The 26,256-nt window shown below is 59.5% G+C and carries 23 protein-coding genes; 14 read left to right on the top strand and 9 right to left on the bottom strand.

From position 1 onward, the window contains the following. The first annotated feature begins 12 nt into the window (after nt 1-12). A complete protein-coding gene (locus LB532_RS27380; protein ID WP_140641839.1) occupies nt 13-387 on the top strand; it encodes a hypothetical protein in 375 nt (124 codons plus the stop codon). A 31-nt stretch (nt 388-418) separates the two neighbouring features. Here LB532_RS27380 and LB532_RS27375 read toward each other — a convergent pair whose 3' ends face one another. The 4 genes from LB532_RS27375 to LB532_RS27365 all read right to left on the bottom strand — a co-directional run bounded on the left by LB532_RS27375 (nt 419) and on the right by LB532_RS27365 (nt 4,799). Next, a complete protein-coding gene (locus LB532_RS27375) occupies nt 419-1,447 on the bottom strand; it encodes an AI-2E family transporter (RefSeq protein ID WP_140642098.1) in 1,029 nt (342 codons plus the stop codon). Between the two features lie 141 nt (nt 1,448-1,588). After that, nucleotides 1,589-1,846 (bottom strand): YMGG-like glycine zipper-containing protein, encoded by a 258-nt coding sequence (locus LB532_RS30440; RefSeq protein ID WP_348640292.1) that lies wholly within the window; start codon nt 1,844-1,846, stop codon nt 1,589-1,591. Nucleotides 1,847-2,102: 256 nt separating this feature from the next. After that, nucleotides 2,103-3,347 (bottom strand): arginine deiminase, encoded by a 1,245-nt coding sequence (arcA, locus tag LB532_RS27370; RefSeq protein WP_140641837.1) that lies wholly within the window; start codon nt 3,345-3,347, stop codon nt 2,103-2,105. Between the two features lie 18 nt (nt 3,348-3,365). Beyond that, nucleotides 3,366-4,799 carry a basic amino acid/polyamine antiporter gene (locus tag LB532_RS27365; protein ID WP_140641835.1) on the bottom strand — a complete coding sequence of 478 codons (1,434 nt, stop codon included), beginning with the start codon at nt 4,797-4,799 and terminating at the stop codon, nt 3,366-3,368. A 266-nt stretch (nt 4,800-5,065) separates the two neighbouring features. Here LB532_RS27365 and LB532_RS27360 point away from each other — a divergent pair, with 266 nt between their 5' ends. After that, nucleotides 5,066-6,496, top strand: a complete 1,431-nt coding sequence (locus tag LB532_RS27360; protein WP_140642096.1) for a basic amino acid/polyamine antiporter — start codon at nt 5,066-5,068, stop codon at nt 6,494-6,496. On the opposite strand, the gene LB532_RS27355 is transcribed toward LB532_RS27360, so the two are convergent. After that, nucleotides 6,493-7,548 (bottom strand): helix-turn-helix domain-containing protein, encoded by a 1,056-nt coding sequence (locus tag LB532_RS27355; protein ID WP_140641833.1) that lies wholly within the window; start codon nt 7,546-7,548, stop codon nt 6,493-6,495. The two genes, LB532_RS27360 and LB532_RS27355, sit on opposite strands and share 4 nt — an antisense overlap. Nucleotides 7,549-8,015: 467 nt before the next feature. On the opposite strand from LB532_RS27355, the gene LB532_RS27350 reads away from it, so the two are divergent. The 12 genes from LB532_RS27350 (at nt 8,016) to LB532_RS27295 (ending at nt 22,800) form a co-directional block, all read left to right on the top strand. Further along, complete coding sequence (locus LB532_RS27350) at nt 8,016-9,209, top strand: succinylglutamate desuccinylase/aspartoacylase family protein (RefSeq protein WP_140641831.1); 1,194 nt, start codon at nt 8,016-8,018, stop codon at nt 9,207-9,209. A gap of 79 nt (nt 9,210-9,288) precedes the next feature. After that, a complete protein-coding gene (locus LB532_RS27345; RefSeq protein WP_140641829.1) occupies nt 9,289-10,731 on the top strand; it encodes a metal-dependent hydrolase family protein in 1,443 nt (480 codons plus the stop codon). A 263-nt stretch (nt 10,732-10,994) separates the two neighbouring features. Continuing rightward, complete coding sequence (locus tag LB532_RS27340; protein ID WP_140641827.1) at nt 10,995-11,615, top strand: HdeD family acid-resistance protein; 621 nt, start codon at nt 10,995-10,997, stop codon at nt 11,613-11,615. Then, nucleotides 11,599-12,735 carry an efflux RND transporter periplasmic adaptor subunit gene (locus LB532_RS27335; RefSeq protein WP_224557474.1) on the top strand — a complete coding sequence of 379 codons (1,137 nt, stop codon included), beginning with the start codon at nt 11,599-11,601 and terminating at the stop codon, nt 12,733-12,735. The genes LB532_RS27340 and LB532_RS27335 overlap by 17 nt, the downstream gene beginning before the upstream one ends. Continuing rightward, the gene (locus LB532_RS27330) at nt 12,732-15,893 is read left to right on the top strand and encodes an efflux RND transporter permease subunit (RefSeq protein ID WP_140641823.1); all 3,162 of its coding nucleotides are present in this window, start codon (nt 12,732-12,734) and stop codon (nt 15,891-15,893) included. Before LB532_RS27335 ends, LB532_RS27330 begins: the two co-directional genes overlap by 4 nt. A 241-nt stretch (nt 15,894-16,134) precedes the next feature. Then, complete coding sequence (locus tag LB532_RS30275) at nt 16,135-16,842, top strand: META domain-containing protein (RefSeq protein ID WP_140641821.1); 708 nt, start codon at nt 16,135-16,137, stop codon at nt 16,840-16,842. A gap of 18 nt (nt 16,843-16,860) precedes the next feature. Then, nucleotides 16,861-17,307: a hypothetical protein gene (locus LB532_RS27320; protein ID WP_140641819.1), complete on the top strand. Its 447-nt coding sequence runs from the start codon at nt 16,861-16,863 to the stop codon at nt 17,305-17,307. Nucleotides 17,308-17,369: 62 nt separating this feature from the next. Then, a complete protein-coding gene (locus LB532_RS27315) occupies nt 17,370-17,570 on the top strand; it encodes a hypothetical protein (RefSeq protein ID WP_140499417.1) in 201 nt (66 codons plus the stop codon). Nucleotides 17,571-17,638: 68 nt separating this feature from the next. Then, on the top strand, nt 17,639-18,676 hold the full coding sequence (locus LB532_RS27310) for a helix-turn-helix domain-containing protein (RefSeq protein ID WP_140641817.1): 1,038 nt from the start codon (nt 17,639-17,641) through the stop codon (nt 18,674-18,676). Nucleotides 18,677-19,270: 594 nt separating this feature from the next. Then, on the top strand, nt 19,271-20,341 hold the full coding sequence (locus tag LB532_RS27305; RefSeq protein ID WP_140641815.1) for an AraC family transcriptional regulator: 1,071 nt from the start codon (nt 19,271-19,273) through the stop codon (nt 20,339-20,341). Nucleotides 20,342-20,874: 533 nt separating this feature from the next. Next, entirely contained in the window at nt 20,875-21,942 is a 1,068-nt protein-coding gene (locus LB532_RS27300; RefSeq protein ID WP_140641813.1) for a helix-turn-helix domain-containing protein, read from the top strand. Nucleotides 21,943-22,194: 252 nt separating this feature from the next. Next, entirely contained in the window at nt 22,195-22,800 is a 606-nt protein-coding gene (locus LB532_RS27295; RefSeq protein ID WP_140641811.1) for a L,D-transpeptidase, read from the top strand. A gap of 135 nt (nt 22,801-22,935) precedes the next feature. Here LB532_RS27295 and LB532_RS27290 read toward each other — a convergent pair whose 3' ends face one another. From LB532_RS27290 to LB532_RS27275, 4 genes are all read right to left on the bottom strand, one after another. Then, a complete protein-coding gene (locus LB532_RS27290) occupies nt 22,936-23,388 on the bottom strand; it encodes a universal stress protein (protein WP_140641809.1) in 453 nt (150 codons plus the stop codon). A 1,004-nt stretch (nt 23,389-24,392) separates the two neighbouring features. After that, nucleotides 24,393-25,388 carry a YihY/virulence factor BrkB family protein gene (locus LB532_RS27285; protein ID WP_140641807.1) on the bottom strand — a complete coding sequence of 332 codons (996 nt, stop codon included), beginning with the start codon at nt 25,386-25,388 and terminating at the stop codon, nt 24,393-24,395. A 5-nt stretch (nt 25,389-25,393) separates the two neighbouring features. Continuing rightward, on the bottom strand, nt 25,394-25,633 hold the full coding sequence (locus tag LB532_RS27280) for a hypothetical protein (RefSeq protein WP_140641805.1): 240 nt from the start codon (nt 25,631-25,633) through the stop codon (nt 25,394-25,396). 101 nt (nt 25,634-25,734) lie between these two features. Next, nucleotides 25,735-26,040 carry a preprotein translocase subunit YajC gene (locus LB532_RS27275; RefSeq protein WP_140641803.1) on the bottom strand — a complete coding sequence of 102 codons (306 nt, stop codon included), beginning with the start codon at nt 26,038-26,040 and terminating at the stop codon, nt 25,735-25,737. Nucleotides 26,041-26,256 lie beyond the last annotated feature (216 nt).

The following is a 26,256-nucleotide window of genomic DNA, read 5'->3' as shown; positions in this document are numbered from 1 at the left end:
GCAAGGCGATGGATGGCCGGACAGCAAGTGGGCGATGCAAGCATGTCCGGCCTTGAGACAGCGGCCCTGCTTTTGATTGAAGCTATCTGCGGCGCGGGCGGAGCTTTCGCTACGGCCTGGTTTTGGCGCATGGCTGCACTGGGTCGGAAATCTGTCGCGGCGGCTGGCGTCGTGGGAGGACTGGCCCTGACAGGGCTGGCCGGTCGGATTCCCGCCTTGGCAAACTTCGTCGGCAACGTCGAAAATGCTGTCGATGCCACCGCTCGCGGTGTCGGCACCCTCACGCCCGGCGTGCTGATTGGGGTCGGCATTGCCGGCCTTCTTGGCGGCATCCTGTCGGTCTGTATCATCGGCCTCGTCCGGGGCGCGGGATCCGGTTGTCGCTAGGGGCGCGGCCAATCGAATTTCCCGGCGGCTATCACGCGTTCCGCCGATCGGCGGACCCAAGCAATTGAGCGATCCAAAGGGTCGCCGACGATTGCGAGCAAAAAGTAACCAGCGCGATGGTGATGGGCACACCTATGAACGCGCCGAACACCCCCCAAAGAAACGACCAGAAGAAGACCGAAAACAGCACCACAAAAGGCGACATCGCCAACACGTAGCCGGCAACCCGCGGTTCTATGTAGCTGCCGATGACGAACTGAATGATGTTGAGGCCGGCAAAAATCGAGACGGCGGCCTGTGGCGATCCGAACTGCGCGAGCGCGTAGAGCGTCGGCAAGAATGTCGCGACGAACGGCCCGATAAACGGAATATAGTTCAAGGTGAAGGCGATAACGCCCCACTCGGCGGCAAACCGCAGTCCGAAAGCCGCCGAAAGCGCCCAGACCATCGAACCGGTCGCAAGGCTCATCAATGTCCGAACCAGCATGTAACGTCGCCATTTCGATGCTGTCTGACTGCTGCCATCGATCAGGGCGGCCGCCGCCTGGGCGCTCAGCGCTACACGAGCATTGCGAGCCGCCGCTTCAGCGTCGAGAAGACCCAGAAGCACGTAAACGACGACAACGATCCAGAACGAGATCACGGTATTCAGCCTTGCGGTCACGCCCTGAGCTATCCGCACGAACCAGCCGACATTGAAATGCTCAGCCCAGGCGCCGGCCATCACGACACCGTGCCCTTCCAACCACTCGGCGAGTTGACTGTAGAGTCCTTGAAAGCGGGCGCTGTCGGCGAGGACCGATCGGCCAATGCGGCCAAAACCCCAACTGGCGATCGATGCAAAGGCGAAGAATGCCAGGACGACGACACAGACGACTATCGCCAGTGCGATCAGCTTTGGAAGACGCCGCTGCAGGTTGCGCTGCAATGGCCACACCAGCGCGATGAGGAAAAGAGCGCACACGACTGGCGCAAAAATTGAGGCAGCGGCCTGCAGCGCCCATATGACGGCGATAACCGCCAGAATATACGTAGGCGCAAAGAGCGTGCGCTTTGCCATGGTATAGTCTGTTCCCGGCCGGCTGGATGGCGTTACCCCGAAAATTGGTCCGGAAGCTTGCTCAGCGCCCAGACCAATGTTCATCGATATCGCTCAACCAGCTCGATTCATGCTGAATAAAGCTGATCTTACGCATCGCGCCTAGCAACGTTTTGTGATGGGTCGACCCTGACGATCGCGAACCGTGTGGCCCCAGCGATCACGAACCCAGCATTCGCGATGATGCGCGCGCGGTGCCGTCGCAGCGCCGACCACAGCCCCTGTGCCGCCACCGACCGCCGCGCCTACAAGGGCACCTCGACTGCCGTTTGCAAGGCCGCCGATGACCGCACCCGTTCCGGCTCCTGCCAACGCCGTGCCTGCTGTTCGCTGTTCCGTGGCAGTACAACCCGCAGCCATCAGAGCCAAAGCAGAAACAAATATGATACTTCTCATGGTTTCATCTCCTGGGTACATTTACATCCGCTCGCCAACAACGAATATTCCGTCCAAACAATGCGCCGATTGTTCCTAAAGGATTGGGAGCGACTCCAACACTCTATGAGCAATTCTGGGGCAAATGGTCTTTATGTGCTGGAGGCCGTCCGGCAGCGTATGGCCTTCAGACTATTTGTGGGCCGACCGGCCGTCTGTACCGAGCCTGGCCGGATTGCTATCAATAGTCGACCGCATCACGCATGATGGGGCAGGTCATGCAATGGCCCCCGCCTCGGCCGCGGCCGAGCTCCGCGCCTGAGATAGTGATGACTTCTATGCCTTCCTTGCGCAGCAGCGTATTTGTGTACGTGTTGCGATCGTAGGCAAAAACGACACCAGGCGAGGCGCAAACCAGGTTGGCGCCGCTGTCCCACTGGGTGCGCTCGCGCATGTAGTCGTTGCCGCCGGTTTCAACGACGCGCATCTTCTTGAGACCAAGCGAGTCACGCACCGTCTCAATGAAACTGCCTTTGTCCTTGTGGAGTTCGACGCCGCCCTTGCCGTCAGGGCGATAGGAGAATGCGTCAATGCCGTTGACGATGTCCGGATACATCAGCACGCAGTCACGATCGGCAAACGTGAATACCGTGTCGAGATGCATCGCCGCGCGCAGCTTAGGCATTGCGGCGACGATCACACGTTCGGCAGCTCCTTTCTCAAACAGGGCCGCCGCCACTTGGCTGATAGCCTGGCGCGAAGTGCGCTCGCTCATGCCGATAAGCACATTGCCCTTGCCGATAGGCATGACGTCCCCACCCTCGAATGTGGCAAGCCCCCAATCCCTGGTCGGGTCACCCCACCAGACATTGACCTTGCCGGCGAAGTCCGGGTGGAACTTGTATATCGACGTGGTGAGGATGGTCTCCTCGTGGCGCGCGGGCCAATAAAGGGCGTTCAGCGTCACGCCGCCATAGATCCAGCAGGTGGTGTCCCGGGTGTAGAGCGTGTTGGGCAAAGGCGGCAGCAGATATTCGTTGACGCCGGCCGCGTCACGGATCAGCGCCAGTTGTTCGCCGCCAATGCTTTCCGGGAATTCGAAGGTCGACAGCCCGCCGATCAGTGTCTCAGCGAGGTCGCGATTAGAGAGGCCGTCGAGATAGGAGCGGACCTCGTCGATGAGGCCGAGGCCGACCTGGTTCGGCACGATCTGCTGGTCGAGGATCCACTTCTTGGCTTCCGGAATGGCGACCGTCTCGGCGAGCAGATTGTGCATCTCAACCACCTCGACGCCCCTGTCGCGCATCTTGGTCATGAAGTCGAAATGATCGCGCTTGGCATTGTCTACCCAGAGCACGTCGTCGAAGAGGAGTGCGTCACAATTGCTGGGTGTCAGCCGCTGGTGGGCGCGGCCGGGAGCGCACACCATGACCTTGCGCAACTGACCAACTTCTGAATGAACGCCGAATGAAGTATTGTTTGTCATGACCTTCCTTCTTTCTGTTCAAGGTGCGATGGCGCCCGTCAGCAGCCCGTAGGCTCCGATCAGGCCAGCGATGAGCGTGACGGCGAACACGAAGAGTTCGGCGAGCGTGAACAGCTGCAATTTCTGCTCGCGCCGCGCCCAGACGTAGAGGATAGTTCCGGGCGCGAAGAGGACGGCAACAAGCAGCACGTATTTGAGCCCGGCGGCGACGAACATGAAGATCGTGTAAATCGCCGCGATCCAGGCGAAGATTTGGTCGCGGCCGCGCTGATCCGGCGTTTTTTCATAGCCAACGCCGCTACGGGCGAGCAGGACGCCGTAGCCAGCCACGAGCAGGTAGGGCAGCAACGCGGTGACGCTCGTCATGTCGAGCATGAAGTTGAACGCGTCCCGCGACCAGTAGGTGGAGATCACGAAGAGCGACACCACGATGTTGGTGAGCCAGAGTGCGTTGGCGGGAACCTTGTTGCCATTCTGCGCTGCGAAGAGCCTTGGCATGTCCTCCGACTTCGCCGCCGCGAACAGCACCTCGGCGCAGATCAGGGACCAGGCGAGATAGGCGCCGAGCACCGAGATCAGAACGCCGATCGAGATGAAGACCGCACCCCAGTGACCGACGACCGCTTCGAGAACGCCGGCCATCGACGGCTGCTGGACACCGGCGACAGCCGATTGCGGCAGAGCCGCGTAGGGCAGCAGCGTGACCGCTACCATCAGGCCTGTGACGCCGACGAAACCGAGAATCGTCGCCGTACCGACGTCGGAACGCACCTTGGCAAAGCGGGAATAAACGCTGGCGCCCTCAATGCCGAGGAAGACGAAGACCGTGATCAGCATTGTGTCGCGCACCTGGGCGATCAGGGACTTTGGCGGCATGTCCAAGCCGCCGAAGAAATTCTCGCGGAACTGCCCGAAATGGAAGAAGAAGATCAGGAGCAGTATGAAGACCAGGATCGGCACGATCTTGGCGATCGTCACGACAGTATTGATGAAGGTCGCCTGCTCGACGCCGCGCAGGATCATGAAGTGGAAAGCCCAGATGCCGATCAACGAGACGATGATGGCGATGGCGCTGCTGCCGTCCCCAAAGATCCCCGGAAAGAACCGCCCCAGCGTCGAGCCGATGAGCACCCAATAGAAGACGTTGCCCAGGCAACTACCCAGCCAGTAGCCGAAGGCGGACAGGAAGCCCATGTAGTTGCCGAAGCCGGCCTTGGCATAGGCGAAGACGCCCGAGTCGATGTCTGGCCTCTTCTCGGCCAACGCCTGGAACACCCGCGCCAGCATGTACATGCCGGTTCCCGCAATTGCCCAGGCGATGATCGCGCCGAACGGACCTGTCGCAGTCGCGAACCGGCCAGGCAGATTGAAGATGCCCGCGCCGACCATCGATCCCACAACCATGCTGGTTAGCGCAAACAGCGAAAGCTTCTGATTTTCGTTTGAAGTCATAAACCGCTCTCCTGGCTGCGCGAACCAGAGTTCGCGATCAGACGCCTCGCCGACACGTCTCGGTCCAGCAAGGTTAGGTCTGATCAGAAGCAGTAAATGCGAATGTCGGCAACCGGTTAAACGAGCCAAGGCAAAGGTTTTGGACGTCAGGTATACTAGTGGGATTTTATGCCAATCACGTGCGCGCCAGATTCGAGCTAGGTTGCAGGCGTAACAAAGAGGCCGCTGGACCGTCGTCCGCCAAAGGAATTGTTGATCCAAATCCAATGAACTCGACCGTTCAGCAAAAATTCTCGATATGGACCCTGACGGCTATGGTCGTCGGTTCGATGGTCGGCGCGGGCATCTTCTCGTTGCCGCAGGCCTTTGGTCGCGAAACCGGTCCGTTCGGGGCCATGATCGCTTGGGCCATCGCCGGCGTCGGAATGCTGATGTTGGCCTTCGTCTTCCAGACTTTGTCAGTTCGCAAGCCGGAGCTCGATGCGGGCGTGTATGCCTATGCCAAGGCCGGCTTTGGCAACTATCTCGGCTTCCTCTCGGCCCTCGGTTACTGGTCTGCCGCCGTTCTCGGCAACGTTTCCTATTTCGTGCTGATAAAGTCGACGCTGGGGCTTTTCTTTCCTGTGTTTGGCGATGGCAATACCATCACGGCGATCGTCATTTCCTCGATGCTTCTGTGGATCGTACATTCGCTGATCCTGCGGGGCGTCAAGGAAGCGGCGGCGATCAACACCATTGTCACTTACGCCAAGATCATTCCGATCTTTCTCTTTATCGTTTTCGTTATCTACGGCTTCAGCGCCGATATCTTCACGGCCAATTTCTGGGGCGGGGAAGAAGTCAGCGTTGGCAGCATCGCGAGCCAGGTTCGCGGGACCATGTTGGTGACCGTATTCGTCTTTGTCGGAATCGAAGGTGCGAGCGTCTATTCGCGTTACGCACGCAACCGCGGGGATGTCGGGGTCGCGACGCTCCTTGGTTTTCTCGGCGTGCTCTGTCTGCTTGTGCTGGTCACCATTCCCTCCTACGGGATCATGCTTCGTCCTGAACTGACAGCGCTGCGCAATCCCTCCATGGCCGGCGTATTGGAAGCGGTGGTCGGGCCATGGGGCGCCAAGTTCGTCAGCTTCGGCCTGCTGATCTCCGTTGCCGGTGCCTATCTGTCCTGGGTGCTGCTGGCAGCTGAAATCCTGTTCACCGCATCACATCACCAGACAATGCCCCGTTTTCTTGCGTATAAAAACAAGCATGGCGTCCCGTCGCGGGCGCTCTGGCTGACCAATACGGTCGTGCAGGTTTTTCTAGTCCTGACGCTCTTTGCTCAACAGGCCTTCAGGCTCGCTCTCGAGCTGACCAGTTCCATGATCCTCATCCCATATCTTCTTGTCGCCGCTTACGGGTTCAAGCTCGCATGGAGCGGTGAGAGCTACGAGAACGATCCCGCAGCTCGGCGTGTCGATTTCGCAAGGGCAGCGACAGCATTGATCTATACGGCCGGTCTCATCTACGCCGCCAGCGCCAAGCACCTGCTGCTCTCGGCCGTCATCTACGGACCGGGCACGATCCTCTTCGTCATGGCTCGGAAGGAGCGGGGGCAGAGGGTGTTTACTCCCGCGGAGATGGGGATGTTCGTCGTCGCCGCACTTGGCGCGGTCGCGGCAATCTACGGCATCCTTGCCGGCGCCATCGCAGTCTAGGGCCCAAAGCTGTTTCGCAGCAGAAGGCCACTCAGCGTGTTCGCCCTGCTGTCAGGCTGACTGATCTGCTGCGAGCTCGTGGCCTGGGCGCCTTGCCAGCCTTCCACGCGTGCCTCCTTTGGCGAAATGCCGAATTCCTTCCTGAACATCCGGCTATACGCCGATGGATCCGTGAAGCCCCAATCCCCGGCAATGGCGGAGATCGGGCGCCCATCCAAGCTGTCGGAAAGTATATCACGTGTCTTGAGCAGGCGTTTGTGGCGAATATAATTCGAAACACCTCCAGCCGGTTCGAATATCCGGTAGAGGCGAGAGCGGGACACACCGAGTTCGCGGCAAAGCCTTTCGGATGCCAAGGACTGGTCATTCAAACTTTGTGCGATGATTTTAGCAGCGCGCTCCGCGATCACGGCGTCGATCACACGCTTCGCCTCGGTGATGCGGTCATGCGATGGTGACACGCAAGCAGCCAGCAGATTGGTGGTGGCAGTGGCAATGTGCGATACATCCACGGCCCTCAGATCGGAAAAAGAACGGTGCAGCAGAAGCATATAGTCTGCCAGGAGTCTTTTCGACTCCTCACGTATTTCAATCCTGGACGATTGGATGAAAGGCAGGTCGCGTGGCAGGAAAACGGCAAGGAGGGCGTCGTTCTCCATCACGCATTCGTAGGGCTCTGCAAAAGATTGCAGGGTCGTTCTCACGACCTGCCAACTTCCAGGAAGCCTGCCCTTGGACAAGGGCAGGCTCAAATACCAATTATCCACCGAAGGGTTTTTCAAATGCCGCCAGCGACAGCGGTAGCCACTGCCAGGCAATTCGAGGAACATGACAGCCAACGTTCCCAGATCCCACACTGTTTCATGCGCTGGAAACGAATGGCTCTGTTCTTGCATAAGTTCAGTGTCGGCAACGCCTTGATACCAGGTTCGAAACAGGTCGAATTGCTTAGCAGGTGGTGCCGTGGAGGTATCGATGTCGACGGCGCATTGCAGGGACTTCTCGGCACCTGCTCCTCCAGATAGCCCGGCGGCATGAACTATAGCATCCATAGCAACTATCCGTCTTTGTTGGTGCAACACGGGTTATTGCAAGCACATTAGTTCATTCTAATATATACAATTCCGGCAAGCAATGTTGAAGGTGGATATAATACCCTGTCTACTACCAGCATAGAAGCATGTTAATCAATCGTTAACATGTCATCTGGCCCATTTGAGGTATCGCTAGGAATTCGCGAACGGGGCTTAATTGTACCCGACGAAGTTGTGGAGGTGACTGCGTCATATCCGAGGCTTCTCACACCGGTTGTGGTGGCTCTCAACCCAGTATGCAAAGCATCCCAATCTTAGACCACCAGTCCATTTTTCTTGTTGGAGGCTGTACTCCCTGAAATGTCTTGTGGGACTAATGCCCGGATACCACGCGCACAACGGGAATCGGTAAGGACGATCTAGCCGCCGTCACAGGCGTCACCGCGAGATCTGCAGCATGATCCTCATCGGCAGGGACCACAGCCATGGCGCATGAAACCAGCGAGGGCCTCGGACGTCGCGACTTCATGATCGCGTCAGTCGCCACGATCGGCGCTGCCGCTGCGCTCATCGCCGGGCCGGCGCAGGCACAAACTGGCTCGGCAGCTGCAAGCGCGTCTCCCGCAGGGACGTCGGGGACCGTCTATACCGGCGATGTCATCGACGAAAAGAAGGTCATCAGTTCGCTTGACATCTCGGATCTGGAACCAGGCAAGCACAGCTTTTATTTCCAGGGCGTACAGATGCCGACGGGCCAGCACTGGTACGTCTCGGTGATGGTCGCCAAGGGGGCAGCCCCGGGCAAACGGCTGGGGCTGACGAGCGGGGTGCATGGCGACGAAATGAGCCCCATTCACACGGTGCAATCCGTAATGCGTGAGCTCGATCCGGCCGCGATGTCCGGATCCGTGATGGCGGTATTCGACATTTCACGCCCCGCAATGGAGGGCATGGAACGGCGATGGCCGAATTCTGGGCGCGGGATCGACCTGATCGACATCAATCGGTTGTTCCCTGGCAATGAGGGCGCTCCCGACGCGCCGACGCGCCACGCCGGCCTGATATTCAACCGGCTTCTGCGGTCAAACCTCGACTATGCAATCGATTTTCATACAGCCGCCACAGGTATGGACGCGACTGCGTTTCACCTTGCGCGCATGGATATCCCCGAAGTGCGCGCGATGGCGGAACTCTATCCGGTCGATCAGATTTTCGACAACTTTGGCGAGCCGGGCCTTCTTGCCAATGCCCTCATCGATGCCGGCATTCCAGCCTTCACGCCCGAGATCGGCAAGCCGCGGATCTTCGATCACGACATGATCGCCCTGTTCGTCGAAGGAACGATGAACGTCATCAAGCACCACGGAATAATTTCAGGCCCTATCGGCAGAACCAGCAAGGATTCGAGCGTTTTCGTCGCGGACGGCATGTTTCCCGTCACCGCGACGCATGGCGGTTTCGTCGAATTGTTGGTCGAACTCAATGAGACCGTTCGGCCCGGACAGAAAGTTGCAGTCCAGAGGAACACCTTCGGCGAAATCGTCGCGGAATATTCCGTGCCTCTCGGCGGCGAAGTCGGCGCCAGGCGGACCGATGCAACAGCCGAGTCGGGGACTCCGATCGTATTCCTCATCTTTGACAGCGCCAATCCTGTCGGCGGCGATGTGCTGGTCGAATAACGGGACCTGAAACGACAAGAACCGCGACACGAAGCGCCGTCCGACAGGTGTCAGTGTCGCTCAACCGAAAGCAAAAGACATGCTGCGGCTAGGCTCGAAGTACGGTCACCTCGTTCACAGTTCCGGTTGCGGTTGTCTCAATCCCGATCTTCAACGAGTCTCTCGTCGTCTGGAGGCCTTTTCCAGGCGCAGTTTTCTCTCCGGTTTCGGGGCTGCCGCCATCGCCGGGGTGCTGGCAAAGCCGTCCTTCGCGCAGACGGCCGCGCCCCCTTCCAAGATCCTGTTTCGCGAGGTCCGGCTATTCGACGGCAAGTCGGGTGCGGTGAAGGACGGAGCGCAAATCCTGGTGGAGGGCGGCAGGATTTCCGGAATCGATATGACGAACGCCCCTCCCCCGGAGAACGCCACCGTCATCAAATGCCGCAATGGCGTCCTCATGCCAGGGCTCATCGACGCGCATTGGCATGCTATCTTCGCGGCGGTTCCGGTCAACATCCTGCTTAACGGCGACCCGGGGATTATCTTCGCCGCGTCCACCGCCGAGGCGGATCGCACACTCAGTCGCGGCTTCACCACCATACGCGATCTGGGAGGTCCCTCCTTCTCCTTCAAGCAGGCCATCGACACCGGGCTGATCCCTGGCCCGCGCATCTATCCCTCCGGCGCGATGATCACGACCTCCGGGGGCCACGCCGATCTTCGCCTGCCAAGCGAGATTCCACGCGACGGCGGCAAGCTCAGCGAAGGTGAACTCCTGGGGGGAGCGGCCATCGTCGACAATATCGGCGACCTGAAGATGCGGATCCGGGAGCAGCTCCTCCAAGGCGCGTCACAGATAAAGCTGGTGGGCGGCGGTGGCGTATCGTCGCCCCGCAGTCCGCTGGACATAGTCACCTTCAGCGAAGAAGAGTTGCGGGCAGGCGTCGAGGTCGCACAGGATTGGAACACCTACGTTACCGTGCACGCCTATACGTCTCGCGCGATACGGCGCGCGCTGGCAGCCGGGGTGCAGTCGATCGAGCACGCGCACCTGATGGACGAGGACACGGCGGCCATGATCGCCGAGAAGGGCGCATGGCTCAGCACCCAGCCTTTCCTGACAGCGGAGGACACCGGCCCGCTGACCGGACCTAGCGCCGACCGCGCCCAGCAGCTTTTCTCAGGCACGCCGAGGATATATGCCTTCGCTCGCAAGCACGGCATCAAGACGGCCTGGGGCTCCGACGTGCTGTTCTCGCCCGCGTTGGGTCCGCGCCAGAGCATGATGCTCACGCATTTAGCCAACTGGTACAAGAACGCCGAAGTCCTGCAGATGGCTACCTCCGGCAATGCCGAACTGCTCGCGCTCTCCAATCTGCGCAACCCTTATCCTGGCAAGCTCGGCGTCATCGAGGAAGGAGCTTTCGCGGACCTCTTGGTCGTGGACGGCAATCCGCTCGACGACATCCGGCTGATCGAGGATCCGCATAAGAACTTCGTCGTCATCATGAAGGACGGCCGGCTTCACAAGAGCACCCTTTGAGAGTCAGCGGAAAGCCGTATGCCGCCTTCACTTCCCAGCGATCAGTTAATCCGACACGGCCTCATGGTCCTGACGAAGCAAGGCCGCGAGAAAATCTCGACTAGGCAGCCGTCGTCATCTGGAAATCTCGCCGCGAGGCAACCAAACAGGCTCCTGACGCTCCGTCCGGCAGACTTCCTGATACTTTCCGTTGAGCGCTCTCGGTTCTCTTCCCTGCCCGCAGGGTGCGAGATCGATATTTAGAACCTGCATGGAACGGGGACATGCCAGAAACATCGGATCACCCACCTGCAACGCCATATGAACGGGCCGAAATCGAGCAGGGCAAGTGGCGCAGGTTTCTGCTCTTTGGGCTCCTCCTGCTTGCGGGCGGCGTGTTTTCAGTCGCAGTTCCCAGCGTTTCCAATTTCGCATCCAACGTCGTGTTCGCCGTGGCCCTGACGGCAGTCGGCGTCATCAAGGTCATCCAATCTCTCTGGATCAAAAGTTGGGCGGGCTTCGTGTGGCAGGAACTGACCGGCTTCTTCGAGCTCATCGGCGGCATCATGATTTACTTCAACCCTATAAAAGCATCGGCCGCAATATCACTGTTCATAGCGTTTGTACTATTCGTCCACGGTATTCTTCAACTAATCATTGCCACGGAAGTCAGGAAAGTCGGCGGCTGGTATTGGTTCGCCGTTTCCGGAATCGTCGCCATATTTGCTGCCTTCTCCATACTGTTGAAGTGGCCGATAGTCAGAGAGATGCCGACTGGCTTGGTGGCCGGATTTTCCATGATGATTGCCGGACTGGCGTATCTCGTCATTGCGCTAAGCGTGCGCAGGACGAAGGTTTTGGCCTTAGAGCGGGATGCGAGGGCCCATGATGAAAAGCAATTTTGATTTTCGAGCCAAGATCGTGGCGGCTGCAATGCTGGTCGGCGTGGCCGGCTTCGCGGGCGCGGCACGTACGCAGACCGCGCAGCCGGCGCCGGTGCCGGTGGTCGTGCAGAAAGTCCAGTCCGGTCCAGCAAACGCGCCGCTGACATACAACGCGCAGGTCGAGGCCATCGACGCGGTCGACATTCAGGCGCGCGTGTCCGGCCTGTTGAAGGAGATCCGGTTTTCGGAAGGCCAGCGCGTGAAGGAGGGCGATCTGCTTTTCGAAATCGAGCCGGATCAACTGTCGGCGGCGGTGATGTCGGCCCAAGCACAAGTGGCGCGATCCGAAGCCACCCGCAATGCCGCGCAACAAAGCCTGTCGCGCGCCAGGGACCTGCTCAATCGCAGGACCATTGCTCAGGCCACGCTGGACGATGCGCAGGCTGCATTCGATGTCGCCGCGGCGGATGTCCAAAGCGCCAACGCAGCGCTCCATACGGCCGAACTCAATCTTTCCTATGCTCAGATCAGGTCTCCCATCGATGGCACCATCGGCCGCTCCCTGGCGACGCGCGGCAATCTCGTGGGCCCCGGCTCCGCGCCATTGGCGCGCATCGTGCAACTCGACCCTATTCGCGTCGCATTTTCGATCGCCGACAGCACCTTGGTCGACATCAGGCAGAAACTGGCCGGCGGCCAGAAAATCGATCCGAACGGGTTCCGCCTGAGCCTGTTGCTCGCCAACGGCACCGAATTCGCTTCACCGGGGCGGGTGCAGTTCATCGACAATGAGGTCAACCAGCAGACCGGCACCGTCGCCGTACGCGCGCTGTTCCCCAACCCCGACCATATATTGGCGCCAGGCCAATTCGTCCGGCTGACAGTCGTCGATGAAGACGCCAGAAAATTGCCGATGGTGCCGATGGCGTCCGTTCTTCAGGACCGCCAGGGCAAGTTCGTCTTCGTGCTCAACGACAACAATACCGTGACCAGGCAGGCGATCACGACCGGTGCGCGCATCGACACTCGCTGGGCAGCGACGAGCGGATTGAAAGGCGGCGAGACGATCGTCGTCGAAGGACTGCAGCGCGTTTCCGATGGTCAGCAGGTCACCCCGCGCGAAAGCGAGGGCACGCAATGATCTCGGACCTGTTCATCACCCGCACCCGGCTCGCGATCGTTATCTCGATCATCATTTCGATCGCCGGTGCGATCGCGGTGTTTTCTCTTCCCATACAGCAATACCCGCAGATCAGCCCTCCAACGGTGACAGTGTCGGCCTCCTATCCGGGAGCAAGCGCGGAAGTCATCGCCGACGTCGTCGGTGGCCCGCTGGAGACGGCCATAAATGGCGTGGATCACATGATGTACATGTCGTCCACCAGCTCCAACGCCGGCCAATACACGCTGTCGGTGACCTTCGAAGTCGGAACCGACCCCGAGACGGCGCAGATCAACGTACAGAACCGTGCCCAACTGGCGATCTCGCGGCTGCCGGCGGCGGTTGCGCAGCAAGGCGTGTCCGTGCGCGCTCGCTCGCCGGATTTCATTCTTGGCATCGCTTTCTATTCACCGGACGACAGCCTCGATGCGCTGGCGATCACGAATTTCATCACCACGACCATCGCCGACACGATATCGCGTGTGCGGGGCGTCGGTGAGGCTTCGGTCGCGGGGGCCTCGGAATACTCGATGAGGGTATGGCTCAACCCACAGCGCATGGGTGCGCTTGGGCTGACGCCCGACGATGTCTCAGCCGCCATCCAACGCCAGAACATCCAGGCGACACTCGGGCAGGCGGGCGCGCCGCCGCAGGCGCAAGGCTCGGAGCTGCAGTACACGCTGGTCGCGCAGGGGCGGCTGAGGAGCGTCGAGGAGTTCGGCGACATCGTCGTGCGCACGGGCTCGTCGGGGGCCAAGGTCTACCTGCGCGACATCGCGCGACTCGAGCTCGGCGCGCGAAGCTATGCTTCGAGCGCCAGCTTTGCCGGACACGCATCGGCGATGATGCAGATCAACCAGTCGCCCGGCGCCAACGCCATCCAGACCGCGGCCTCGGTACGCGCCGAACTGGAGCGCCTTTCGTCACGCTTTCCCAAAGGCATGCAGTATCACATCGTCTACGACGCGACCCGCTTCGTGAATGCCAGCATCTCGCTGACGACTCGAACCTTGCTTGAAGCGTTCCTGATCGTTCTCGCGGTCACCTATGTCTTCCTGCAGGATTGGCGCGCCACGTTCATATCCGCGCTTGCCATCCCGGTTTCCATGCTCGGCGCCTTGGCGGTGCTGTTTGCCGCCGGCTATTCGCTGAACATGGTTTCTCTTCTGGCGCTGGTGCTGGCAATCGGCCTGGTGGTGGACGATGCCATCCTTGTCGTTGAGAACGTCAAGCATGTGCTGGAGGATACGCCGGACATCGGGGTCGCCGACGCCACGCGCAAGGCGATGCACCAGATCACCGGGCCGATCATATCCACGACCCTGGTGCTGCTGGCCGTGGTGACGCCGACAGCGTTTCTCGGCGGCATAGGTGGCCAGCTCTACCGGCAGTTCGCCGTGACGCTGTCTTCGGCGCTGGTGATTTCCTCGTTTGTTGGATTGACCCTGAGCCCGGCGCTGGCCGCACTGCTTCTGCGGCGCCATGCGGGTCATTTCAAGCGCGGCCCCTTGGCCTGGTTCACGGCATTCATGAACAGGACGCGCGACGGCTATGGACGCCTCGTCGGGTTTCTGGTGCGGCATTGGTACGTGCCTTTGGCGGGATTGCTTGCCTGTTTTGCCGCCGCCTATCTGATCTTCACCGGGCTGCCGTCGACCTTCCTGCCCGACGAGGACCAGGGCGCGCTGTTCGTCGACATCCAGTTGCCCAATGCCGCTTCACTCGATCGCACGAAAGCCATCGTGGAGGACGTGCGCAAGATTCTGGCCGACACCGGCGGCGTGCAAGACGTCATCACGGTTGCGGGATTCAGCATCCTTCAGTCGACGAGTTCGCCCAGCGGCGCAATGGCGGTCGCGGCGCTGAAGCCCTGGGACGAGCGCACGTCCAGGGAACTGCAGCTCGCCGGCATCCTGCAGGCGCTGCGGATGAAATTTTCCCAGATCCCTGGCGCGAATGTCGCCGTGTTCGCTCCGCCGGCGATCGCCGGCATCGGCTCGGTCGGTGGCCTGGACTTCCGCCTGCAGGCGCTAGAAGGGCAACCGCCGCAGGAGATCGCGCAGGTCGTCAGCGCCCTGCTTGGCGCCTTCAATCACCTGCCCGAACTCGGCGGGGCCGCCACCACCTTCAGCGCCAATGTCCCGCAAGTCTATGTCGACGTGGACAGAACGCGTGCCGAGGCGCTCGGGGTAAGCGTGTCGGACGTCTACTCCACGATCGGCGCGGCTTTCGGATCGCGCTACGTAAATGATTTTACGCTCAACGGCCGCGTGTTCCAGGTCAATCTGCAGGCCGATGCCGATTTCCGTGCCCATGCGGAAGACATCTTGGACCTGCACGTGCGCAGCCGGAACGGCACCATGGTGCCCTTGAACACTCTGACGTCGCTGACGACGATCCTGTCGCCGTTCGCCATTCAGCGCTACAACCTGTCGGTCGCCGCTCCTATAAACGCCATTACCGCACCTGGAAGCTCGAGCGGCGGCGCCATGGACGCAATGGAGAAGACAGCGGCCCAGGTTTTGCCGAACGGCTATGGTTTCGAATGGTCGGGCCTGTCGTTTCAAGAACGTCGCGGCAGCGGCCAGGAGGGTCTGGTCTTCGCGCTGGCGTTCCTCTTTGCCTATCTCTTTCTTGTCGCCCAATACGAGAGCTGGTCGCTTCCGTTGGTCGTTATCCTTTCGCTCGGAGCGGCTCTCTTCGGCGCCATCGCGGCATTGAAGGTCTTCGGGTTGCAGAACAGCCTCTACGTGCAGATCGCCATGGTGCTGCTGATCGGGCTGGCGGCAAAGAATGCCATCCTGATCGTGGAATTCGCCAAGGAGCGGCGCGACGAAGGACAGAGCATAGTGGAGGCCGCGCGGACCGGGGCCGAGCAGCGCTTCAGGGCGGTCATGATGACCGCGGTTTCCTTCATCCTCGGGATCATTCCTCTTGTCGTGTCGACCGGCGCGGGCGCAGGCGCGCGGCGGGCTGTTGGCGTCACAATTTTCGGGGGCATGGCCGCGGCTACGACGATCGGCCTGCTGATCATCCCCTCCGTCTATTTTGTCGTCCAAAAAGCAACCGAGTATCTGTCGTTCCGGCGTCCGGGAGACCGTGCGGAACGCCTCGATACGATCGAACCATCCCGTTGAGGTTCGTCCTCGCCAAAGGGCGGCCGAGATGGTCCGCGGCCATCATCCATATTCTTGGAATCTCAATTCTTGGCTTTGCGTCCATTTTTCGCCGAATGGACTCGTTCTCCGAACCGCGACGATAGACTGACGGCCGGATGTCAGTACATTCGGCGCAATATTTTTGGCGAAGCTGCCCCGCCAGAGGCCGGTTTCCGGGCGGCCTTCGAATTCAGTGACGCTTCGTCTGGAGGCTGCAACCGTGAGCCCAGATTCCTGCTCGTCTCCGTCATTAGCCGCTTCACTTGCGGTGTTGTCGGTGTTCGCCACCGCGACGGGCAATGCGGAGGCCGCGGCGCTGACCGCACGCGGCAACGAGCCGGGCTGGCAGATCAGTATCTCGGACACCGCGCTCAGCTTCAACGCCTTAGGGGGCGAGACCTTCACGGTTAAGCCGGCTCCGAACCCTACAAGGCAAGGCGACGCCGACACCTATTTGGCAACGGTCGGCGGCCGGCAACTCGCGGTGACCGTCGCTGCCAAAATATGCGTCGATACCATGAGCGGAATGCCATACCCCCAAACCGCGACCGTCATCCTTGGCGATCGGAAATTTGAGGGCTGCGCCGGAGAGCCGGGCGACCTCCTTCACGGAGATTGGCTCGTGGACGAGATTCGAGAAGTAACCACGGTCGCGGGTTCGAAACCCACCCTTGCCTTCGAGCCGGATGGACGCATCCATGGGAATGGTTCGTGCAATCGGTTCTTTGGCGGCTTCGCCTTGACCGGGGAAGCGCTGACGGTCTCGGAAACCGGCTCGTCCAGGATGATCTGCGATCAGCCACTCATGGATCAAGAGCGCAATCTTCTGAAGGCACTCGGGTCCGTCCATCGCTTTGAAGCCCCACAGACAGGACGAGTGCAACTGTTGGACAAGGATGGCCAAAGGCTGGTGAGTTTACGAAGATAAGCCGGCGCGGCCAGCAGCATGCAAAACCCCGCAGGACGATTTGTGTTGGTTATCTCGCTGGCGTTGCTGGTGCAAAGCTGCGCCGGTCCAAGAACCGTGACGGGCCTTGCCTCGCCTGTACAAATTAGCAACGAAATGTCGGCTATTCCCTTCCTGATCGCCACCACGCGCACAAGATCCCCTATCTCCGAACCGCCCTATTCGCGGGATCGTTCCCCGACACTGGGTTTTTCGCAGCTGACTGTCGTTGTGCCGGCCACACACCGGCCGGGCGTCGTCGAGACGTCATCGGCATCACCCGATCCGAACAGCCAACCCATCAATGAGGGCGACGCCATGAGAATAGAAGCAACGTTGTTCAGCAACCGTGATGATGCGCAATCAGTCGAACGCGTCGTCGCTCACCTCGCGCTCGACTCGAATGTTCAGTCGGCTTCCTGGAAGCCGGAAGAAAAGACCGAATAGAGCGAAAGCCAGAAAGACCCTCGACACCACCTCGAAACGTCAAATTTTAAGGAGCTGCGACAATGGAAGGAAACACCAAGGCCCTGTTGGCAAACAAATTGATAGCTATCGGCCTCTTGCTCATAGGCTTTCTCATTTTTGCATCGGGCTATCGCTATGGCTCTCCATCGAGCATCATGGTTGGCTGTCTTCTCTTTGCCATCGGAATCATTCTTCTGATTATAAAGATCGCCCGCAGAAACAAGCCGGACTCGGTTGCTTGACTTACCGAGTTGGACGAAAGCGATCGCGTCCAACCCCAGTCCGGACAAAAGACTTGGAGAGGCCCTCGTTGTTGGAGGCTCCTAACTGGTACGCCCGCCAATATAATTCCGTGGTCGCGCGCACCCGCGAGTCTGATCCCGACGCGGAATTCCATATCCAGCAGATTGGCGAGCAGCGCCATGCATCGAGCCTTGCAACGATAGACTATGGCGACACGTTCGTCCTCGATTTGCGGGACAAGGGTGGCATCGCCATGTCTGGGGCGATCAATGACGATGCGTTGACGGCGGTGTTCCTCTGGGGCGAAGCCACGACCTTCAACGGACAACGGAGTGAAGTACCGCAGTTGCGGATCATCGGCCCGGGAACGGAATTCAAGCTGGAGATGCCAGGAAGCTATCGCCTCATGCGGATCGGTCTGCGTGGGTCCGCGCTCGAGTCTCTGCGCACGGCATCAGCCTCCCACCTGGGCCAGAGGAGCTCGTTGACGCCAGGGATACATGAGCAACGCCTCACGGCAGGAGCCGAGCTGGAGCTTCAGCAGAAGCTGCTGCGAACCGTAGGGTTCGCCGCAGCTGCAGCACAGCGTGGCTATGACCTAAGTGCCGGCCTGGCCGTTGCGGCGAGCGAAGCGGGCGCCGCGCTCGCGCGGGTGCTTTCCCTCCCGGAGCAACCGTCCCCCCGCGCCCCCGGCTCCAGCGATCGGCGCGAGATCGTTGACGCTACCCTGGCCATTCTGGAGGCAAAGCCTCATAGCCCTGTTTCCGTCAGTGCCGTCTGCGAGGTACTGGGCATTGGCGAGCGAATGTTGGAGCGCGCCTTTCAGGAACGTCTGGGAGTCAGCCCTCGAGCTTACGAGCGGGAGCGGCGGCTTCGGGCCGCGCACGGCCTTATCCTGACGCAGGGCGATCGCCTCTCGATCACCGATATCGCCATGAGCTTTGGTTTCTGGCACCTGGGCCGTTTCGCTGGAGCCTATACGTCAATCTTCGGATGCTCCCCCAGTGAGGCGCGTCGGCGCTTCTGGAGACACGCAGCACCAGACCGATGGGATGCCCAACCTGCCGATCCGAGGCTGGTTAACGCGGGGCCCCAGGCATTTTGATCAGGGTGGAAAACGATGGAGCCGTCGGCTCCTGTTGGACGGAGGCAGTCGGCAGAAATGCCGGATCCCCCGCGGTCGGCGAATCCTAAAGCCAAGAACATACCTACGCGTAGAGCCTCATCACAGTTATGTGCAGCCCGCATTCGGCCTATTTGCCTACTGAACCACCCCAATCCCGAGAGCTTTCAGGCACTCCGTCGGAAAGTGGATAGAAATTGGTTGGCCGTCAGGAGATTCTCATGGCGCGACCTCAGTGGGCCGCAACAGACCTTCCGACCGGTGGGTCGCAAGCAAGAGAAATGCAAGTCACTCCACAAGGTGCGCTCGGCGCCGACGAGAATGGCCATGGTCGCAAGGGTAAATACGATGGGAAAAACGCTGTCCCAGTTTCCACGAGAAATAAACGCATTGCCTACGTTTGGGATTCCTAGCCCACTCTAGGGGCGTATCTCCGGCTTAAGATTGTCTCAAATCAATCTCATCCGCGGCGGCAGGTTGAGGCGTGTTTTATTGTCGGTTTTCCTTGCGGGATACGGCCTGCCGACCCCTTGAGTTGCCTATACTTCGGCGTCTCTTGTACGACAGGAGTTTGTTATGGACGCGAGAGTAACCGCTGCCGGCGTTCCCACCGACCCTTTTGCGGGTGAACCTCTAAGATGCGCCATCGACGTAAGCAGCTTGCTGGCCCCCCCAGCCGAACAGTTTGATTTCTATCGATCATGGTTTACCGGGGCTGCCGAAATACAGCTTCTTCGAGCTGAGCACTCCGCCTTCCCGGCTCGTCATCAGGTATGGCAGTTGGGCGATCTGGCGTTGAGTTCCATCGAAATTCCAGGCTCCGGCTACGAGATACAATGGGAACATCGCAGACGACCGCTGTTGGATCACTGGATGCTGTCGGTGCCGTTCTCGCGGTGTGCTGGGGGCGAGATGATATCTCGTCGGCCCCGCATGAGGTGTCTGGCCCTGCCCGATGTTGGAGTGAGCAACGACGACCTGTTCATCACACTTTTTCTGCCGCGCACATGGCCGGCAACCAGATCATCGAAAATCGAAGCCAGCGACGCAGCGCTTGATTTTCTTGCCCACTACGCGGTTCTCCTGCATCGCTCACTTCCTCACTTGAGAGAAGCGGATCTACCCCATATCGTTACCGCGACCGCCAATATTTCCGCGGCGGCTCTTATGCCGACAAAAGATCATCTGGCAGAGGCACAAGGGCCTGTGAACGCGGTGTCTGCCGCTCGGATCGCCAAGCGTATCGCGGAGAGGTTGAGCGATCCCGACTTGACGCCCAACAAACTCTGCCGTGCGGTCGGTGTCTCGCGCTCCCGTCTCTACCGGATTTTCGAGCCGGTAGGCGGTGTGTCCAACTATGTGCGACGCAAGCGGCTGCTCAAAACGCGCGACGCCCTGGCGGATAGTTCGGACAAGCGAACGATCTCCAGCATAGCCGAAGCATGGGGCTTCCACGATCCGTCTACCTGCAGCCGGATGTTCAAAACAGAGTTCGGCATCTCTCCAAGAGAAGCGCGCGAACTCGGGTGGCAGGGCGTCAAGCATTCGACCTGGCTGACTGTGGATGAGCCAGTCGCGGATGCTGGCATCCTGAGCAACCTCCTGATCAACAATTCATTGGGATTGTCCCTTTCGTCAAGACAGTGACGGATTCCTGGCAGAGGTCGGGGGCGCCTGGAGATCATCCCACAAGCTACAAGAAATATACGTCAAACCCATATTATGGATTCCTCGCATATTTTTCAAAAATCGCTGACCGTTTAAGCTCGGCCTTGTCCTCGTCTTTAGCATCATGATTTTCGATAACTCCACTCTGGATTTTTAATTGTCAGGACCGTCTCCTTGCGAAAGGCACATCGTTCATTGTTGATCTGCTAGCGCGATAGGAGCTTGTGATGGAGGTAACAGTACGAAGCGATACTCTTGGCGAGCCGATCGCTGGAGCAGTTGCCATACACGCGGCCGACATCCGCACATCATCGATTCTGCTGGCTGGGCGAGATGTTCTTGTCGACTGGTTCTATACCACCCAAGCAGGTGCGGGTGTCGGGATTTCAAGTCGCATAACCTCGATCTCGCCGCGGCTACATCCGCCGGGGCTGAGCCCGACACGTCTGGTCTCTTGATCGAGAATTCCATGGGGTTGCCGTCACCCTCTTTCAAGCAATGAGTTTGCCTCAATGCAAGACAAGCCATCAATTGTCAGCGAAAGCGAAGCGATCGGGACCGCAGAACCTCTAAGATGCGTCGTAGACGTTGATACCTCGCAGGCGCCACCGGCCGAGCAATTCGACCTTTTCCGGAGTTGGCACTCAAATATTGCCGACGTCGAATTGCTGCGAGACGAGTTCGGCTCGTTCTCGGCGCGCGAGCGGGCGTGGCGATTGGAGAGCCTCGTGCTGGCTTTCATCGAATATCCCGGGATGGGGTACCGTCGGCGGTGGCGCAGCAGAAGGAGTCCGGTGTTCGACCACTGGGCTCTCTCGGTGCCCCAGACAATCCCCGCGGGCGGCGGCCCGCCAAGAATGGGACAGCTACGCTGGCAATGCCTAGGTGCACCCCATGAAGACCAGGGTGAGGATGACGGTGTCCTTGCGCTATTCCTTCCGCGGGATTTCGCCTTCTCGCAACCCTTCACGCTCGATATCCGGCCCGAGATGGCTGCGTTCGTCGCCGACTATGTTCTGCTGCTCTATCATTCCTTCCCCGATCGCACCGAAAACGACGTCCCGTATATCGCATCGGCGACCACCAGCCTGCTTGCCGCATGCATTTCCCCGTCCCGGGATCACTTTTTCGAAGCACAGGAGCCGATCGACGCGGTCATCATGGCCCGCGCAAACAAGATCATAATAGCCAATCTGGCCGACCGGAATCTGACACCGGGAAAGCTCTCGCAAGACCTCGGCATTTCACGCTCCCGACTTTATCGGATTTTCGAACCAGCCGGAGGAATCTCGCACTATATCCGGCGACAGCGGCTGCTGAAAACGAGGGACGCGCTCGGGAACATCGCGGACGGACGCCCGATTTCGAGCATTGCGGAGGAGTGGGGCTTCATGGATCCCTCGACATATAGCCGGACATTCAAGCGCGAGTTCGGAATCTCGCCCAAAGAGGCGCGGGAGGCGGGCTGGCTGGGCCTCAAGCACCCTCCTTTGGCGGAGCGGTCGAACAACGGCAAACTTTCCCTGAACAGCCTCCTGGCCAACAATTGCCTTCTCAGCCATCAGCTTTCGAGTACGTGATTGGAGTCTTCGGCTGAGGTAATCTTGTCGAAGACAAGAGTGAGCCCATTCCTTGGCGAAGCTGGAGATTGGACGCCGGTTCGAACTGACCGCCGGGAACACCACGCAGCCTGACGAGGCGCTCGTATGGCATAAGAGATTGCACCCTCAAGCGGAGAGGCCGATGTCAGAAATGTTGGTCCCGATAGCGCAGGCTCATCGAAGCTCATAAAATACCAGCCAACAAGTCATCATATTTCGGAGGTTCATTTGGTGAATTCTTTGAGCAGACGATCCGTGATCGTTGGGGGAATATCATTTCTGGCGCTGTCCGGGCGTGCGGAAGCTTCCCAAAAAAGTTGGTATATTGGAACAATTCCAGATAAGCCGTTTGACATCCCTCTCGTAGACAAAACGCGCATCCCCCAGCAATTCCGTCGGCAAACGGTGCCTTACTTAGGTAGGGAAACCGCCGGAACAATCCTAATCAACAAGCAGGAGCGCTTCCTGTACTATGTCGAAGACGCCGGCAGGGCGATCCGCTTCGGCATCGCAGTCGGTCGGGACGGACAGAGATGGGATGGAGAGGCAATCGTCGGACGACGAGCCCAATGGCCGACCTGGACCCCCACCGCCAACATGCGACGCCGTAACCCGAGCTTGCCGCAGCGCGTTCCGGGAGGCCCAAACAATCCTCTCGGCGCGCGGGCGCTGTATCTGTATCGCAATGGCCAGGACACGCTGTATCGCATTCATGGGACGAATGAGCCCTGGACCATTGGAAAAGCTGCATCATCCGGCTGCATCCGGATGTTGAACGAGCATGTTTTTGAACTCTTCGGGACAGTGCGCAACGGCGCCCGCGTTATCGTTGTCTAGCCTGCGCCAGTCATGGATGCCATTGCGCGGCACCTCTAAATGCCGAGGCCGACTGGAGACATCGTCGTCACAGGATACCGTCTCTTTCGGAAGGTTGAGCGCAAAGGAAGCCAGCACTTCTCCGGTTTCGTTTGGCTACCGCACGACCAATACAGGCACACTTCCATCCGCGAGAACCTCCGATGTCTGGCTTCCCAGCAAAAGCTTTCTGATGCCACGACGGCCATGGGAAGCCATCACAATCAGGTCGCAGCCTCGTGACTTGGCGGTGTCGATAATCGCCTTGGCCGGGTAGGCATCCGGGACATGTAGAAATTCTGCGGATACCCCCATCCGGTCAGCTTCCTCCCTGACTTGATCGAGGACTTGCCCTGCGAATTCCTTGCTCGCGGCCTCAAAACTATCAACCTCCTCCTGCGAAGGAATAGACCCGGAGGTAAATCCGGTTCCATAGTCAATCAGCATGGGCTCCGTGACAGTGACAACTGTCGCCTTGGCAGCCAAGGCTTTCGCCAAGGCTATCCCCTGCTCAACGCCCTTCCTGGCGACGTCGGAGCCATCCGTGCTCACGAGGATATTGGTGTACATCTGAGTTCTCCCTGCCTGGTCGATCACGGTTCCGGCAACACCAACACTAGTCGAGATATGCACGTTGGTGCACTGCAAGCCCTCTCTTGCATATCCAACTCACGCCGCCTGTATCGCGACGCCGGGCACATTCGGGAGCGGACGCACCGTCTCCAAACCGCGGAGGAATAGCGCTTGCCCGGCCCGACGATCACCAATTGCCTTCTCGTGTACCAGCTATGGTTAAATCACAGACAAGACGACAGATGTTCGCAATACCTTTGTTGCCCGCTCAACCTACAATTCATCGGGTCATTGCGTTATGTGCAATTTATCCCAATGAATTGCATCTCGTCCAATTCTTCTTATCGATGGCAGATGTTGGCGATCCCCCTTTCGACCCCGAAATCGAACAATATGATTTGATCAATGTATCTTTCGATGAGGATCTCCACATGAAAAGAAGCCCATTTCTGACTGAAGGGGTGGCCGCCGTCACCGCCTGTCTGCAAAGCCCGCATTTTCGCAGTCGACCTCGGAGACGGCCAGCCGCTAACGGTCACCGATTTGGAGAACTCGACCGCTCAGCTTCGACCCGCTTTTTCTCGGGGTTTCGATCCCGCCTGGTGAGTATCTATCAGGGTGAACGCGCGATGCTACCGATGATCGACACAGCCCCGAGCCAAGGCCCCGATTTGCAGGTCCGAGGGTAACGAAACAGTGCCTTCGCACCGCCTAAGTCCTCCCCACGGGACCTGAATGCCGGAGTACAGCGCGGGCCCGCGCTATGTGCCGAACCGCCCGCTGTGGCAGACCGACTCCTTCTGCCAAAGCCACAGGCGTCAAGCGTCCAAACGCGCGGCACGACCGCGCCACGCTCCACGGATCAAGGCTGCCGGACAGCACGGATAACCTTCGCCTTGCTCCTGCGCAGCGGCCGGGACCCTGTTATCTTCAATGGTGCTGCGCCCATACGGGGCTGAATCAAGATGCTACGGCTTTTTGCAATCGTGCCCCGCGCGACGTCAATCCTGCTTTCGCCGCCACAATTGCGAGACCAGCGCGGTGATCAGGCTGCTTACGACAATCCATGCGGCGATCTCGCCGTGATGCACTTCAGGCCGGCGCGGCGCTTCTATCTTGTTGCCGCTCAACGCCACTACCGGCGCAAGGTCTGGCCGGCTTCCACGCCTGACCGAGTAAGCGCGCGTAATTTCTGCACCGAAGAGGAAGATCTGCGCTGAATAATAGACCCAAAGCAGCACCACTATCAGCGCGCCTGCCGCTCCGTAGGAAGTCGCTATCGCGCTGGTGCCGATATACCAGCCGATCAGCGACTTGCCGATGGTGAACAGCAACGCAGTGACCACCGACCCGACGGCAACATCGCGCCATTTGAGCGTGCGATCCGGCAAGACCTTGTAGATCGCTGCGAAGAGCAGCCCAATTAGCAAGAAAGAGACAACCGTGTTGACCGTGCTGAGCACCAGTTCGCCGAACGGCAAATGGTGATTGATGACTTCGCTCAGCGCTGTGATCGCTGCGCTTGCCGCCAGCGATACCATCAGCATGAAGCCCAGTGCGGCAACCAGGCCGAGACTTGCCGCACGCGCCCGCACTAGGCGCGAAAGCGACAGGCCGTCGGCTTTTACCTTCCATATCTCGTTCAGCGACTGTTGCATCTCACCGAAAACACCGGAGGCAGTGACGAAGAGCGTCACCAATCCGATGAGCGTGGCAAGCGTCCCGGACCATCTGTGCGAAGCCGTCTCGATCGTCGCCTTGAGCAGATCGGCACTCTGCGCGCCCATCGCGCCGGATATCTCCGCTGACAGGGCGAACTGGGCCGCATCCTTGCCCACCGCCAGACCAGCGACCGCCACGACGATCAGAAGGATCGGCGCCAGCGATGTCGTGGCGTAGAAAGCCACCGCTGCCCCGTGGCTCAACGCATTGTCGTTGATGAAGCCGGTGACTGCATCCTTCAAGAGAATCCAGGCACCGCGAACCCAGTGTGGCATCTCCCTCATCCGTCACGCCATATCGAACGCGGAGCGTCGTGGCCTGTCCCGATTGATGTCCCGATCGGTGGAAACTGCCCTGCACGCCGTTCTTCGACCGCTTCCGCCAGTGCCAACACAGCGTTGCGGACCCCGGTCTGCATCGCACGGTTGGCGTCAAGCCCTTCATGGCTCGTCGCATAGGGCTTCCAGTAGCCGATATAGCGCGCGAGTTCGGCCACCTCGCCGATGAGGTCAAGCTTCATCGAGCGCAGCCCGTCGGTAAGGCCGGCGCGGCGAGATGGCGTGGATATCCCATCCCGCGAGCTCGGCCTCGTTGGCGAGCTTTGCGTCGCGGGGTGATGCGTCAGCCATTTCGGACCGCGCAATTTTTCTTGAGCCTTATGATTGCCGATTTGTGGACGGTAACCACCCCGCCACAATCAATCCGTACGCTCAGCTTGTTGGTTTCAGGATCGACCCGAGTGACGTCCCCAACAAGAACGACTTTGTCTCCGACGTGAGTTCTGGGGGGCGCATCGATCGCATAAGGACGATCATAAGAGGGGATGCTCACCCTGGCGCGTCCACTGGGAAGCATGTCCATGACCGTGCTCGTCAGGGCAACTTCATCACCGATTGCAACTTCTCGAGGCAGGTTGAATTGCAGCATGGCATTTCTCCCGAGACTATCCCAAATCAATGCTGGCAGCTCGAGTTGGTTGCCTGAAATCGCACCTACATAGCAGGCAATCGGAGACCCGCCGACGCAGATCGCGAACCGGGAGATCAACAGCTCGTCGGGGAGGAACACACGGGGCCGAACCTTTAAGAGCCAAGCCAACCGATATTGTGTGATCGCGAAACGTCCCAGCGCGCAACCGCGTCT

The sequence above is a fragment of the Mesorhizobium sp. ESP-6-2 genome, from assembly GCF_020164675.1.
Lineage (GTDB): Bacteria > Pseudomonadota > Alphaproteobacteria > Rhizobiales > Rhizobiaceae > Mesorhizobium.
This window is presented reverse-complemented; position numbering and strand designations above follow the sequence as displayed.

Excerpts from the sequence above, each read along its gene's own strand:
- LB532_RS27380 (WP_140641839.1), top strand. The coding sequence starts at position 13 with ATGGCCGGACAGCAAGTGGGCGATGCAAGCATGTCCGGCCTTGAGACA.
- LB532_RS27375 (WP_140642098.1), bottom strand. The coding sequence starts at position 1,447 with ATGGCAAAGCGCACGCTCTTTGCGCCTACGTATATTCTGGCGGTTATC.
- LB532_RS30440 (WP_348640292.1), bottom strand. The coding sequence starts at position 1,846 with ATGGCTGCGGGTTGTACTGCCACGGAACAGCGAACAGCAGGCACGGCG.
- arcA (WP_140641837.1), bottom strand. The coding sequence starts at position 3,347 with ATGACAAACAATACTTCATTCGGCGTTCATTCAGAAGTTGGTCAGTTG.
- LB532_RS27365 (WP_140641835.1), bottom strand. The coding sequence starts at position 4,799 with ATGACTTCAAACGAAAATCAGAAGCTTTCGCTGTTTGCGCTAACCAGC.
- LB532_RS27360 (WP_140642096.1), top strand. The coding sequence starts at position 5,066 with ATGAACTCGACCGTTCAGCAAAAATTCTCGATATGGACCCTGACGGCT.
- LB532_RS27355 (WP_140641833.1), bottom strand. The coding sequence starts at position 7,548 with ATGGATGCTATAGTTCATGCCGCCGGGCTATCTGGAGGAGCAGGTGCC.
- LB532_RS27350 (WP_140641831.1), top strand. The coding sequence starts at position 8,016 with ATGGCGCATGAAACCAGCGAGGGCCTCGGACGTCGCGACTTCATGATC.
- LB532_RS27345 (WP_140641829.1), top strand. The coding sequence starts at position 9,289 with ATGCTGCGGCTAGGCTCGAAGTACGGTCACCTCGTTCACAGTTCCGGT.
- LB532_RS27340 (WP_140641827.1), top strand. The coding sequence starts at position 10,995 with ATGCCAGAAACATCGGATCACCCACCTGCAACGCCATATGAACGGGCC.
- LB532_RS27335 (WP_224557474.1), top strand. The coding sequence starts at position 11,599 with ATGAAAAGCAATTTTGATTTTCGAGCCAAGATCGTGGCGGCTGCAATG.
- LB532_RS27330 (WP_140641823.1), top strand. The coding sequence starts at position 12,732 with ATGATCTCGGACCTGTTCATCACCCGCACCCGGCTCGCGATCGTTATC.
- LB532_RS27320 (WP_140641819.1), top strand. The coding sequence starts at position 16,861 with ATGCAAAACCCCGCAGGACGATTTGTGTTGGTTATCTCGCTGGCGTTG.
- LB532_RS27315 (WP_140499417.1), top strand. The coding sequence starts at position 17,370 with ATGGAAGGAAACACCAAGGCCCTGTTGGCAAACAAATTGATAGCTATC.
- LB532_RS27305 (WP_140641815.1), top strand. The coding sequence starts at position 19,271 with ATGGACGCGAGAGTAACCGCTGCCGGCGTTCCCACCGACCCTTTTGCG.
- LB532_RS27300 (WP_140641813.1), top strand. The coding sequence starts at position 20,875 with ATGCAAGACAAGCCATCAATTGTCAGCGAAAGCGAAGCGATCGGGACC.
- LB532_RS27290 (WP_140641809.1), bottom strand. The coding sequence starts at position 23,388 with ATGTACACCAATATCCTCGTGAGCACGGATGGCTCCGACGTCGCCAGG.
- LB532_RS27285 (WP_140641807.1), bottom strand. The coding sequence starts at position 25,388 with ATGCCACACTGGGTTCGCGGTGCCTGGATTCTCTTGAAGGATGCAGTC.
- LB532_RS27280 (WP_140641805.1), bottom strand. The coding sequence starts at position 25,633 with ATGAAGCTTGACCTCATCGGCGAGGTGGCCGAACTCGCGCGCTATATC.
- LB532_RS27275 (WP_140641803.1), bottom strand. The coding sequence starts at position 26,040 with ATGCTGCAATTCAACCTGCCTCGAGAAGTTGCAATCGGTGATGAAGTT.